This window comes from Vreelandella titanicae BH1 (assembly GCF_000336575.1).
Classification (GTDB): domain Bacteria; phylum Pseudomonadota; class Gammaproteobacteria; order Pseudomonadales; family Halomonadaceae; genus Vreelandella; species Vreelandella titanicae.
Genome location: NZ_AOPO01000032.1, coordinates 1 through 11,943, shown reverse-complemented (window position 1 = coordinate 11,943; position 11,943 = coordinate 1). Strand labels below are relative to the sequence as shown.

Genomic DNA, 11,943 nt, shown 5'->3' with positions numbered 1-11,943 from the left:
CCGTTCTCGTAGGACGGCGGCTTTTTTTTATGGGGGGGCTATTGTTGAAGGCGATGCGTGCTGCGTTTAACTGGGTATCTGCCGGGCTTTATAAATGCGCCGAGCCAGTAGTAACAATTCGAGGGTGGCGATCAGAATTAGGCTATAACCGAGTAGTTCGACGACTTCTTCAGCAACACTCTTAAAGGTTCCTGAATAGCTGTCTTCAAGAATGGCTTGCCAGAACTCTTGCCGCCCATACAGGCGCGAGAATATATAAGTGGTCAGCACGCCTGCCGTAAACAAACCAAAGGCGAAGGTGTTGCTGTAATGAGTGAACTCCGCAAGAAAGCGTTGGCGCTGCTTCACCACCCAAAAAAGCGATGGGAGAATAATCAGTGCAACGAGTACCTTCCAGGTGTTCTCAGCCACATAGTTATCTAAAAAGTGATCCTGTTCGCGTACTAAGGAGGCGGCCACAAATGCCAGCAGCAGCAGTGTAACGGTGGGCCACACTTTAAGTACATGACGAATGTAAATCAGCATTGCACAGCAGGTGGCCAGCACCAGGGTCTGGGTAAACTCGGTAAAGCCCAGCTCAGAAAACCGAACTGAGGGTAAATAGAGCGCTTCTAAATAGGCACCTTGGGTAATCGCGCCGATAAACAGCACGTACAGCACCGCACGTACTAAGATGGTTCGAAATCCGATAGGCCAGGCAGGGGGGGAAGACATACCAACATCCTTTGTGGGTAAGCAGCGTAGCTACTACACAATTTTGCAATGACATGTGCATATAAAAACATGCAGGGTTGAATGTTCATTATATCGTCACAGTTATGTGTTGGCACGTCGATATTGCGGTTAATCACTCGACGTTTGGTCATCGGCGCTGCAAAGTGCCCCATAGGCAGGTAATAACAGTGTTGTGAGGCGTAATAGACATGGCTATTAGTGTGTTTGATCTTTTCCGAATTGGCATCGGGCCATCGAGTTCCCATACTGTGGGCCCGATGCGCGCGTCGCGAGATTTTGCCTTGGCGCTTGGCGATACCCGCGTTACCCGGCTGGTGGTAAGGCTTCATGGGTCACTTGCCGCCACCGGGGTGGGCCACGGTACCGATCAAGCCGTCATCATGGGGCTGATGGGCGAAGCACCAGAAAGTATCGATCCAGACACGATTACGTCGCGGTTAAAACAACTTGCCGAAGGCGAGCCGCTGTTGTTGGCCAATGGCCAACAGATCGCTTTTGACGCTCATAACGATGTCGAATGGGATGAGGCCTGTTTGCCGTTCCATCCCAATGCCATGGTGCTGAGCGCCTATTGTGATGACGCGCTAGTGGCGACCAATACGTTTTACTCCCTCGGCGGCGGTTTTTATGTCGATCAAGCGAAGGCAGATCAAGGCGAGGTCGGTGAAGATGCTACTGAACTGACTTATCCCTTCAATACGGCGGCCGAACTACTCGTACTATGCCGGCAGCATCAACTGCGTATTAGCCAGCTTATGTTAGAAAACGAGAAAGCCTGGCGTAGCGAATCGGCCATTCGTGAAGAGCTGCTGACCATCTGGCACGCCATGAGCGATAGCATTGAGAATGGCCTACGCGCTACAGGCCATTTGCCCGGTGGATTAAATGTGCGCCGCCGTGCGCAACTGCTCCACCAGCAGTTGCTTCATCCACCGGAAAATCAGCGCCTGATCGTGTCGAGTTTTACCGTAATGGATTGGGTTAACGTGTTTGCGTTGGCAGTAAATGAAGAGAACGCCGCCGGGCGGCGGATGGTCACTGCGCCGACCAACGGCGCAGCGGGCATCGTGCCCGCCGTATTAGCGTACTACTTGAAGTTTGAACCCGACGCTAGCGAAGCTGATGTGGTGGATTTTCTGCTTACCGCCGGGGCCGTAGGCATTTTATGCAAAAAGAACGCCTCCATTTCCGGTGCCGAAGTGGGCTGTCAGGGCGAAGTTGGCTCCGCTTGTGCTATGGCGGCCGCAGGGCTTGCCGAAGTGCTAGGCGGCTCACCTGGGCAGGTGGAAAATGCCGCTGAGATCGGCTTGGAACATAACCTTGGTTTGACCTGCGACCCGGTCGGCGGGCTTGTCCAAGTGCCCTGCATCGAGCGCAATGCGATCGCCTCCGTCAAAGCTATAAACGCTGCACGAATGGCGCTGCATGGCGATGGAGAGCACTTTATATCGCTGGATAAAGTGATCCGTACCATGCGCGATACTGGCCGTGACATGCAGGACAAATACAAAGAGACCTCCAAGGGCGGGCTCGCGGTCAATGCTATCGAGTGCTAGGCAAGCGGATTGCTGGGTAGCAGGGTGTCTATATTAGCGACCAGGTAGTCGACCAGTTGGCGGATTTTGGGTGACAGGTGGCGGTGGCGGGGGTAAACCGCCCAAACGGCGGTATCGTGATGCTGAAAGGGCTCAAGCACGGCCACTAGCTCGCCGCTGGCCAAGTAGGGGGCAACGTAGTAGTCCGGTAGTTGCGCAAGCCCCAGCCCCTTGCGCGCCGCGTCTAGCAGCGCTGGCCCGGAATTTCCCGACCAGCACCCCTCGACACGCACTTCACGGCGTTGGCCGTTGACTTCAAACAGCCAGTTGGGCCGTGAGCCAATCAGGCAGCGGTGCTGGCTAAGTTCCGCCAAGGTGTGGGGGCGCGGCGCCTGGCGGAAGTAGCTCTGTGAGCCGACGATATACTCGCGGCGGTCACATAGGCGTCTGGCGATCAGGCTTGAATCCTTTAATACGCCCATCCGAATGGCAATATCGTAGCCCTCTTCAATGAGTTCTACTGGTCGGTTAGTGAAGTGCATATGAACGTCCAACTGCGGATGCAAACACTGAAAGTCATTCACCAGTGGGGCGATAAAGCGCTCGCCAAAGGTCGTGGCCGAGGTCAGTTTAAGTAGCCCGCTAGGCTTGGCCTGGAGTTCGCTAAGCGCCTGCTCGGCATCGCGTAGCCCATCAAATAGATGGCGGCAGTGTTCCACGTAGATAGTGCCCGCATCGGTTAAGCGGATCTGGCGGGTGGTACGATAGAGCAACTGCACGCCCAGCTGGTTTTCGAGCTGGCTGACCAAACGGCTGATATGCGAGGTCGATACCTTCAGGTGGCGGGCCGCAGCAGAGAACGTGCCTAAACGCACCACCTCAACAAAGGCTTCGATACGGCTCCAGTGCTGCATGCTAACTCCCTGGGTTGATAGCGATTGTTGCTGTGTGGCAATAATTTTATGAGTGTATCCCGGTTTATCAAGAGCGCCTAGCTGGCCTACACTGCTAGCATCGCTAGCCTATGACTGGAGTCTTTTGCTTATGTCTATATCTTTATCTCAGTGGTCTCGCGGTGCGCTAGCAGTGGCCGTGAGCGCTGGCTGGGCAGTCAGTGCCCAGGCAGAGCTGCCCGCCCAGCAGCAGGAGCAGGCGCCAGGTTGGTTTCGCATGATGGTTGGGGAGTATGAGGTAACCGCGCTATACGATGGTCATACGGCTATTGATACCTCCTTGCTAAAAGGCATGGAGCAAGAAGAGATTCTCCGCCACTTGGATGCGCTATTTATCGATGCAGAGAGTGGCATGCAAACTGCGGTCAATGCCTTTCTTATTCACACTGGCGAGAACCTTGTGCTGGTCGATGCCGGCTCGGCTGCTTGCTTTGGCCCCTCATTAGGTCAGGTGGAGAGTAACCTACGCGCTTCTGGCTACTCGCCGGAGGATGTCGACACGGTGTTGATGACTCATCTGCATCCTGACCACGTGTGTGGTTTGGCCAATGAGGAGGGCGAAGCGGTTTATCCCAATGCTGAACTGCGTGCCAGCCAAGCGGATGCCGATTTTTGGCTGGATGAGGAGCGTGCGGCTGCGGCGCCTGAAGCCAATCAACCCTTCTTTACCATGGCTCAAGACGCGGCAGCGCCTTATCAGGAAGCTGATCGTTTCAACCCCTTCACGGCTGGTGATGAAGTTCTGATGGGCATTGTTGCCCAAGATACACATGGCCACACCGCCGGACACTCAAGCTTTATGCTCAATAGCGATGATGACGCCATGCTGGTATGGGGGGACGTAGTACACAGCTACGGCGTTCAATTTGCTGACCCTACTGTGGCCATTGAGTTTGATTCTGACCCCGAGCAGGCCATTCGCACCCGGGAAAGCGTGCTCGAAAGCGCGGTTGAAGATAAACACTGGATAGCTGGTGCCCATATGCCTTTCCCTGGCATTGGTCATATCGTAGAAGATGAAGAGGGCTATCGCTGGCTGCCGATTGAGTTTGGCCCAGTGGCAGTTGACGAGTAACGGCTTAGTGTCTGTTGTTGAAGTAATGAACATTTAGGAGTCAATATGAAATCACGCGCAGCTGTTGCACTGGAAGCGGGTAAGCCGCTTGAACTGGTCGAGATTGATGTCGAAGGCCCGAAGGCGGGGGAAGTGCTGGTTAAAATGGCCGCGACAAGCGTTTGCCATACCGATGCTTACACGCTCTCCGGTGCTGATCCCGAAGGTAACTTCCCTGCGGTGCTGGGCCATGAAGGTGCCGGCGTTGTGCAGGAAGTCGGCGAGGGCGTTACCAGCCTTAAGCCAGGCGACCATGTTATTCCGCTTTACACCGCTGAGTGTGGAAAGTGTAAATTCTGTTTGTCGGGCAAAACCAACCTGTGTGGCAGCGTGCGTGCTACCCAAGGTAAAGGGGTCATGCCTGACGGTACCTCGCGTTTTTCACTCGAGGGCAAAATGCTTCATCACTATATGGGCACCTCCACGTTCAGCGAGTACACCGTGTTGCCTGAAGTCTCCCTGGCGGTGGTTTCTAAAGAAGCACCCATGGATAAAATCTGCCTACTGGGCTGCGGCGTGACCACCGGCATCGGTGCAGTGCTGAATACCGCAAAAGTAGAGCCGGGCGCCACTGTGGCGGTGTTTGGTCTCGGAGCTATCGGTTTGGCCGTCATTCAAGGCGCGGTAATGGCTAAGGCAGGGCGTATTATTGCTATCGACGTCAACGCTGATAAATTTGAGCTGGCCAAGCAGTTTGGCGCCACTGATTTTGTGAACCCCAAAGAGTATTCAGATCCAATCCAGCAGGTCATTGTCGATTTGACCGATGGCGGCGTTGACTACTCCTTTGAGTGTATCGGCAACGTCAATGTGATGCGCTCAGCGCTGGAGTGCTGCCACAAAGGCTGGGGTGAATCGATCATCATTGGTGTCGCTGGAGCCGGTGAAGAGATCTCCACACGGCCATTCCAGTTGGTCACCGGGCGGGTCTGGAAAGGCTCCGCCTTTGGTGGCGTAAAAGGACGCAGCGAGCTGCCGGGCTACGTTGATCGTTATATGAACGGCGAAATCAATATCGACGATTTCATTACCCACGATATGCCATTCGAAAAGATCAACGAAGCGTTTGAATTACTGCATGCGGGTAAGAGCATTCGTACCGTGCTGCATTACTAGGCCTAGCATTATTAAGTAGTATAGAAAGCACGTTTGAAACGCTAAAACGCGGTAGGGTAGACCTGCCGCGTTTGCTGTATTTAAAGGAACCTGCCCATGAGCATGAGTGAAACTCTAGAACTGGTGTCTGCCAACCGTAGTTTCGGGGGCTGGCATAAGCGCTACCGCCACTATTCCCGTGCGCTGGACTGCGACATGATCTTCGCCGTTTACTTGCCACCCCAGGCGGAAAACGAGCGCGTACCGCTGCTGTGGTGGCTCTCGGGGCTGACCTGTAATGACGAAAATTTCATGCAGAAAGCGGGCGCTCACCGTATTGCCGCTGAGCTGGGCGTGGCGATTGTTTGCCCTGATACCAGCCCACGGGGCACCGACTTGCCCGGCGAGCATGAAAGCTATGATTTAGGCTCTGGGGCTGGGTTTTACGTCAATGCCACCGAGTCACCCTGGAAGCCCCACTATCGCATGTACGACTATGTGATTGAGGAGTTGCCTTCTGTAGTGCGTCAGCACTTCCCGGTCAATGGGCGCGAATCGATTAGCGGACACTCGATGGGTGGGCACGGAGCATTGATCCTGGCGCTGCGTCATCCAGGTCGTTTCCGCTCTGTGTCGGCCTTCTCACCGGTGGTGAACCCGATGAACTGCCCTTGGGGGCAGCAGGCGTTTAACGCCTACTTGGGGGACGATCAGTCCCGCTGGCGTCAGTACGATGCCTGTGAGCTGGTGGCCAACGGCGCATCACGCCAGCGGCTGTTTATCGACCAGGGCGAAGCGGATCAATTCCTGGAAGAGCAGCTTCAGCCAGAGCGTTTAGAAGCCGTTTGCGAAGAGCATGATCATCCGTTAACGCTGCGCCGCCAGCCGGGCTACGATCACAGTTACTTCTTCATTGCCTCGTTCATTGAGGATCATCTGCGCTATCATGCAGATCACCTCATGAAGCGTTAAGGATAACGGGATGCTCAATCGCTTGCTGCGCCGTTTTATGCGTCTGCTATGGCGGATTGTATGGCGCGGCGTTTTAGCGTTTGTACTGTTGTCGGTCGCGCTGGTCTTGTTGTTTCGGGTCGTTCCACCACCGGGATCGATGGTGATGGTCGAGCGCAAAATTCAGAGCTGGATCCACAGCGATCCGATTCGTATACAGCGCGAGTGGCGAGGTTGGGACTCGCTCTCGGTGAACGCTAAGCTGGCAGTGATTGCCGCGGAGGATCAGCGCTTTCCACACCACGGCGGGTTTGATCTGGTCGAACTGCGCCGCGCATTGCAGGCTAGCCGGGACGGCGGACGACTGCGCGGTGCCAGTACCTTGAGCCAACAAACGGCTAAAAACGTTTTTCTGTGGACAGGTCGCAGCTGGACGCGGAAGGGGCTAGAAGCGTGGTTTACGCTACTGATCGAGATACTCTGGAGCAAGCAGCGTATTTTAGAGGTCTATCTCAATGTCGCCGAGTGGGATCGCGGTGTGTTTGGCCTAGAAGCCGCTGCTCAGCACTATTTTGGCGTCTCTTCAGCTTCGTTAACTGAGCGCCAGGCAAGTCTTCTCGCGGCTATCTTACCCAGCCCCCTGACGCGCAGCGCCGCACGCCCCGATGCCCAGGTTGAGCGGCGAAGTCAGTGGATTCGCCAGCAGATGCGTAACTTAGGTGGGGCTGATTATTTGCAACATCTATAGCTATTTTCATATAGCTATTTTTAGCCACGCTATTCGTATTTAGCGTCGTCAATTTCCGCGAGTGCTTCCAGATTGGGATAGGAGAAGTAATAGCCCTGCTACATGGGAAGACCCAAGGGCAGCAGGCCGCGTGATTCCTCACGGGTTTCAACACCTTCAGCAATTAGCTGAGTTCCCAAGGTTTTTGCTAGTGCCACCAGGCTATGCAGTATGGCTTGGTAGCACTTGTCGTTATCGCCCCCAATTGATGATCGGTTGAAACACCATCGTGAATGCAAAAGGTACCGGAGAATTGCAACGGTTACAGTGTCCGTTCACCCTGGCACAGTGGTGTTGTGCTGACATGTTTAGCCAAGCCCTGGAATAAAATTATCGACCATTATAAAAATCGGGTCATCGTCTACTCGCCTTAGGGCCGGGTTTCCGTATCACCATCACTACCCCAGTGATGGCCACCAACATACCCACAAGCCCTAACAAGGGAAGGCGTTCGTCAAAGAGCCACCACGCCTGAAGCGCCGTGACTGGCGGCACAAGATAAAAAAGACTCGCTACACGCGAAGCTTCCCCCTTTTTAATCAAGGCCATGAGTAACAGAATAGCTGCAATTGAGAGAATCAACACCAACCAGCCCAGGGTCAGCACAAAGGTGCTGCTCCATTCCACCTGGCGGGACTCAAAAAGCAGGGCTCCAACGCCCAGCAGAGCGCCCGCTGCTAAGTACTGAATCACCGCCCCTGAAAGCAGCGGCATGCTGGTGCAGTATCTTTTCTGATAGAGCGTACCCAGCGAAATCCCCATTAACGCGGCGGTGACACACAGCAGAGCACTAATCCCGAAGCCGTCAAACAGCGACTCACCCAGCTCAAGCTTACTGCCGAGGACTAAACTGATACCTATCAGGCCCAGCGCTAGCCCTGTCCATTGGCGCCAAGAGAGCTGCTCACCCAGCAGTGGGCCAGCGAAGGCGGCGGTCAGAAGCGGCTGCAGCCCCACCAGTAAGGCCGCTAAACCGGCGGGCATGCCCAGGTAAATGCCATAGAAGACGCCACCTAAGTAAGCACCATGGACTAGAAAGCCTGATATGGCGATATGTATCCATAGCCTGGGTGATGAGGGCCAAGGTATCCGCATCACGACGACCAGCGGAGTCAGTAGCAGTAGCGTGAGTACAAAGCGAATAAACAGAAACGTAAAAGGTTCTGCGTAAGGCAGGCCGAACTTTGCACCAATAAAGCCAGTGCTCCAAAGCAGAACAAAAAGTGCGGGCATGGCGGCAAGCCCTGCTGAAGGTAAGTCGTTTTTACGTAACTTGCTGAATATGCTAGACATATTATTTCCGAGGTGGCGTGTTTAATTCGTCTTTTAGATACATTTGATTCTTTTTGTTACTAACTTTTACATAAAAGATTGAACCTGCTTGAGCATGGCGCGTCACAGAGGGCACATACACAACGCAATATTGAGGTTTCTTCTATGCAACGTATGACTGCTCTGTTCTCCGCTGCTCTGCTCGCGACCGGTTTGATGACGGCCACCGCCCACGCCCAGGAAGAGCAACAAGGCGCTGCACAAGATCCAATGGCAACCCAGCAAGCTCCTGCCCAGGATTTTTCTGACGACCAGCTCCAGCAGTTTGCCGATGCTTCTCAAGAAATTGCGGTTATTTCTCAGGAATATACCCAGCGTCTGCAGGAAGCGGAAGATGAATCAGCGCAACAGGAAGTGCGCACCGAAGCTAACGACCGCATGATCGAAGTGGTCGAAGACAGCGGCCTAGATGTTGATACCTTCAACGCTATTGGTCAATCCATTCAGCAAGATCCGGAAATGATGCAGCGTGTGCAGGAAATGGCTAACCAGTCATAAGTCATACTGCTAAAAGTGGCTGATGTGTTTTTGCTAATTTGGTCTGGCTAATATAGCAACCTTTATTTAGCAACGTTAATATTAGTATGGTTTCGGCCACCAAAGCCCGGTGCATAACTGCACCGGGCTTTTTTTGTGAGCCGATTGGCCTACGGTTAGTTTTATTATCCTTAGTGGGGTTTACCTAACTTAGCCTTCCCGCCACACTTTAGATTATGCGTTGATTATCCAGCCTATTGACCGGCAACACCAAGGAGTCCGTATGGATGTCGAACTGTTAGAAATACGCCAACATATGGGACGGTTTCCCCCTTTTGATGGGCTGTCGGATGATCTCCTTGATGCCATTGCTGAGCAGGTGGAAGTGAGCTACTTCAAAACAGGTAGCAGCATATTAACGCTTAACGAGATGCTCAATGATCTTTGCTATATCCGCAGTGGCGCTGTGGAGGTTTATCGTAGTCAGGGCGAGCTGTATAACCGCCTGGGCGAAGGCGATATTTTCGGTCACTTCAGCCTCTTGCGTAACCATAAGGTGCGTTTCCCAGCCCAGGCGATCGAAGATACCCTGATCTATTTTATTCCCAAGGCGGTCTTCCTGCGATTGTGCGAGGAGGATGACCATTTTGCGGATTTTGTCGAGTTGGAGCGACCGCGGCTTGAGAGCGCTGCCGAGCAGCAAAAGAAGTCCAACGACATGATGGTGACGCGGATACGCAAGCTGCTAACCCGCTATCCAGTAATGGTGGAAACGTCTACCAGCGTTCAGCACGCCGCGCAGCAAATGAGCGAGGCTCAAGCCTCCGCCCTGCTGGTAATAAAAGAGGGGAGCGATAACCCTCGCTACAGTTTTAAAGATAGCGAAGGCCAAACTTGGCAGATGTGCGGTATTTTAACCGATAGTGATTTTCGTACCCGCATTGTGGCCGAGGGGCTATCGCCACAAACCTCCGTCGGTGAAGTGATTTCCTCGCGGCTAATTACTATCCAGTCTGACGCCTCTGTTTATGAAGCGATGCTGACGATGTTGCGCAGTAACGTGCATCACCTGCCTGTGCTCTATCGTCAGCGCCCTGTGGGCGTAGTGCATCTCTCCGACATTATTCGCTACGAGACCCACAGTGGTCTCTATCTGGTCAGCAATATTTTTAATCAGTCCAGCGCCCAGGGGCTGGCACGCTTGGCGCCGGATGTGAGCGCGGCGTTTGTGCGTATGGTGCAAGAGGGCGCTAACTCGCAGATGGTGGGTAGCGCCCTTTCCACGATCGGACGCAGCTTTACTCGACGGTTGCTGGAAATGGCTGAAGCAGAACTTGGCCCCCCGCCGGTGCCTTATTGTTTTATGGTGAATGGCTCAATGGCCCGCAATGAGCAGAGCATCGTCACTGACCAGGATAATGCGCTGATCCTCTCCGACGAGTTTAATCCCGAAGAGCATGACGACTACTTTTACGCCCTGGCAAAAATTGTCAGCGATGGCTTAGATGCCTGCGGTTACACCTACTGCAAAGGTGACGTTATGGCGACCAACGTTCAGTGGCGTCAGCCGCTCAGCGTTTGGAAGGGGTATTTTCAGGATTGGATGGCCAATCCCACGCCTGAACGGCTGCTGCACAGCTCGATTTTCTTTGACCTGGATAGTTGCTATGGCGAAGACCTTTATGTGGAAACGCTGCAAGATTTGATTGCCGAGACAGCGCCAAAATCACCGCTGTTTTTAGCCGCCATGGCGCGCAATGCCTTAAACCGTACGCCACCGCTGGGGTTTTTCCGTACCTTTGTGATGGAGCAAGATGGCAAGCACAACAACTCGATCAACTTGAAGCGCCGGGGAACTGCGCCGATGGTGGATTTGGTGCGTATTCACGCTTTGGCCTGCGGTTCCAAAGCGCAGAACTCCTTTCAGCGCTTGAATGACATCAGTAAGACCCAGCTATTGGCGACCGGCATGAGCGACAAGCTAAGCTATGCGTTTGAGTTTTTATGCATGTCGCGGATTCGCCATCAAATGATTGACCTACAAGAGGATCGCCTGCCGGATAACAATATCGAGCCTGAAAACGTGGCGGATAGCGAGCGGCACACGCTGAAAGACGCCTTCCAGGTGCTGAGCAACGCACAAAAATTTCTGAAGTTCCGCTATCCCATGCCTGCACAACGGCAGGGGCGCTAAGATGCGCGGTATACGCCCACGTCAAAAAATCGTCCAGGCCGATTGGAAGGGCTATATGGCCCAACGAGCGCAACAAGCGAAAAATCCTGCCCTTCAGCAATTCTTTGGTACGCCGTTGCCTGATCCTGAAACGCCCATTTCTGAGGTGCCCATGGTGGCGCTGGATATGGAAACCACTGGGCTGGATGAGAGGCGACATGCGATTGTCAGTATTGGCCTCGTGCCCTTCACGTTAAATCGTATCAAATTGGCTGAGCGGCGCTACTGGGTGGTGAACCCTTCGCGACCGCTAGCAGAAGCCTCAATTACCTACCACCACATTACCCATTCAGAGATCGCCCAGGCACCGGACTTAGACGAGATACTGGACGAACTGCTGGCTCAGCTAGCAGGTCGCCTAGTGGTCGTTCATTTTCGCAATATTGAACGGCCCTTTTTGAATGCAGCTGTCAAAGCCCGACGTGGGGAAGGGGTGCTGTTTCCGATGATTGATACCATGTCGCTGGAAGCGCGGATGCACCGCCAAACCCTATGGGCGCGGTTCCGCCGCTGGCTGGGCCGCCCACCGGTTTCCATCCGTATGCATGCGAGTCGTGAGCGCTATGGTTTGCCCCCTTATCAAGGGCATCATGCCCTGGTGGATGCATTGGCCACCGCAGAGCTGTTGCAGGCGCAAATAGCCACCCATTATCGACCTGAAACGCCATTGAAAGATATTTGGTGTTGATGCTTAGCTGTCGACATACCAACAAAAACGGGCAACCCATTGG

11 protein-coding genes are annotated in these 11,943 nt (G+C 53.9%); 8 read left to right on the top strand and 3 right to left on the bottom strand.

Annotation, left to right across the window (positions count from 1 at the left end; genetic code table 11):
• Positions 1-66: 66 nt before the first annotated feature.
• Positions 67-714, bottom strand: coding sequence for a hypothetical protein (locus HALTITAN_RS24245; RefSeq protein ID WP_009288690.1), 648 nt, complete (start codon positions 712-714; stop codon positions 67-69).
• A 209-nt stretch (positions 715-923) separates the two neighbouring features.
• On the opposite strand from HALTITAN_RS24245, the gene HALTITAN_RS24240 reads away from it, so the two are divergent.
• A complete protein-coding gene (locus HALTITAN_RS24240; RefSeq protein WP_009288689.1) occupies positions 924-2,291 on the top strand; it encodes an L-serine ammonia-lyase in 1,368 nt (455 codons plus the stop codon).
• Here the strand turns inward: HALTITAN_RS24240 and HALTITAN_RS24235 are convergent.
• Positions 2,288-3,184, bottom strand: coding sequence for a LysR family transcriptional regulator (locus HALTITAN_RS24235; protein WP_009288688.1), 897 nt, complete (start codon positions 3,182-3,184; stop codon positions 2,288-2,290). The genes HALTITAN_RS24240 and HALTITAN_RS24235 overlap by 4 nt on opposite strands.
• A gap of 130 nt (positions 3,185-3,314) precedes the next feature.
• Between HALTITAN_RS24235 and HALTITAN_RS24230 the strand changes: the two genes are divergently transcribed.
• The 4 genes from HALTITAN_RS24230 (at position 3,315) to mtgA (ending at position 7,131) form a co-directional block, all read left to right on the top strand.
• The gene (locus HALTITAN_RS24230) at positions 3,315-4,298 is read left to right on the top strand and encodes an MBL fold metallo-hydrolase (RefSeq protein WP_039860931.1); all 984 of its coding nucleotides are present in this window, start codon (positions 3,315-3,317) and stop codon (positions 4,296-4,298) included.
• 45 nt (positions 4,299-4,343) lie between these two features.
• Positions 4,344-5,453: an S-(hydroxymethyl)glutathione dehydrogenase/class III alcohol dehydrogenase gene (locus tag HALTITAN_RS24225; protein WP_027958011.1), complete on the top strand. Its 1,110-nt coding sequence runs from the start codon at positions 4,344-4,346 to the stop codon at positions 5,451-5,453.
• Positions 5,454-5,549: 96 nt separating this feature from the next.
• Positions 5,550-6,404 carry an S-formylglutathione hydrolase gene (fghA, locus tag HALTITAN_RS24220; RefSeq protein ID WP_009288687.1) on the top strand — a complete coding sequence of 285 codons (855 nt, stop codon included), beginning with the start codon at positions 5,550-5,552 and terminating at the stop codon, positions 6,402-6,404.
• A gap of 10 nt (positions 6,405-6,414) precedes the next feature.
• Positions 6,415-7,131 (top strand): monofunctional biosynthetic peptidoglycan transglycosylase, encoded by a 717-nt coding sequence (gene mtgA, locus HALTITAN_RS24215; RefSeq protein WP_009288686.1) that lies wholly within the window; start codon positions 6,415-6,417, stop codon positions 7,129-7,131.
• Between the two features lie 393 nt (positions 7,132-7,524).
• On the opposite strand, the gene HALTITAN_RS24210 is transcribed toward mtgA, so the two are convergent.
• Positions 7,525-8,463, bottom strand: a complete 939-nt coding sequence (locus HALTITAN_RS24210) for a DMT family transporter (protein WP_009288685.1) — start codon at positions 8,461-8,463, stop codon at positions 7,525-7,527.
• Between the two features lie 144 nt (positions 8,464-8,607).
• On the opposite strand from HALTITAN_RS24210, the gene HALTITAN_RS24205 reads away from it, so the two are divergent.
• From HALTITAN_RS24205 to HALTITAN_RS24195, 3 genes are all read left to right on the top strand, one after another.
• Positions 8,608-9,000 (top strand): DUF4168 domain-containing protein, encoded by a 393-nt coding sequence (locus HALTITAN_RS24205; RefSeq protein WP_022522390.1) that lies wholly within the window; start codon positions 8,608-8,610, stop codon positions 8,998-9,000.
• 262 nt (positions 9,001-9,262) lie between these two features.
• Complete coding sequence (locus HALTITAN_RS24200) at positions 9,263-11,173, top strand: DUF294 nucleotidyltransferase-like domain-containing protein (RefSeq protein ID WP_027958007.1); 1,911 nt, start codon at positions 9,263-9,265, stop codon at positions 11,171-11,173.
• Position 11,174: 1 nt separating this feature from the next.
• Positions 11,175-11,900, top strand: a complete 726-nt coding sequence (locus HALTITAN_RS24195) for a 3'-5' exonuclease (RefSeq protein ID WP_039860929.1) — start codon at positions 11,175-11,177, stop codon at positions 11,898-11,900.
• The last annotated feature ends 43 nt before the right edge of the window (positions 11,901-11,943 follow it).

What these genes read in the sequence shown, in the direction of transcription:
- HALTITAN_RS24240 (WP_009288689.1), top strand. Translation starts at nt 924, where the DNA reads ATGGCTATTAGTGTGTTTGATCTTTTCCGAATTGGCATCGGGCCATCG.
- HALTITAN_RS24205 (WP_022522390.1), top strand. Translation starts at nt 8,608, where the DNA reads ATGCAACGTATGACTGCTCTGTTCTCCGCTGCTCTGCTCGCGACCGGT.
- HALTITAN_RS24235 (WP_009288688.1), bottom strand. Translation starts at nt 3,184, where the DNA reads ATGCAGCACTGGAGCCGTATCGAAGCCTTTGTTGAGGTGGTGCGTTTA.
- fghA (WP_009288687.1), top strand. Translation starts at nt 5,550, where the DNA reads ATGAGCATGAGTGAAACTCTAGAACTGGTGTCTGCCAACCGTAGTTTC.
- HALTITAN_RS24195 (WP_039860929.1), top strand. Translation starts at nt 11,175, where the DNA reads ATGCGCGGTATACGCCCACGTCAAAAAATCGTCCAGGCCGATTGGAAG.
- mtgA (WP_009288686.1), top strand. Translation starts at nt 6,415, where the DNA reads ATGCTCAATCGCTTGCTGCGCCGTTTTATGCGTCTGCTATGGCGGATT.
- HALTITAN_RS24200 (WP_027958007.1), top strand. Translation starts at nt 9,263, where the DNA reads ATGGATGTCGAACTGTTAGAAATACGCCAACATATGGGACGGTTTCCC.
- HALTITAN_RS24210 (WP_009288685.1), bottom strand. Translation starts at nt 8,463, where the DNA reads ATGTCTAGCATATTCAGCAAGTTACGTAAAAACGACTTACCTTCAGCA.
- HALTITAN_RS24245 (WP_009288690.1), bottom strand. Translation starts at nt 714, where the DNA reads ATGTCTTCCCCCCCTGCCTGGCCTATCGGATTTCGAACCATCTTAGTA.
- HALTITAN_RS24230 (WP_039860931.1), top strand. Translation starts at nt 3,315, where the DNA reads ATGTCTATATCTTTATCTCAGTGGTCTCGCGGTGCGCTAGCAGTGGCC.
- HALTITAN_RS24225 (WP_027958011.1), top strand. Translation starts at nt 4,344, where the DNA reads ATGAAATCACGCGCAGCTGTTGCACTGGAAGCGGGTAAGCCGCTTGAA.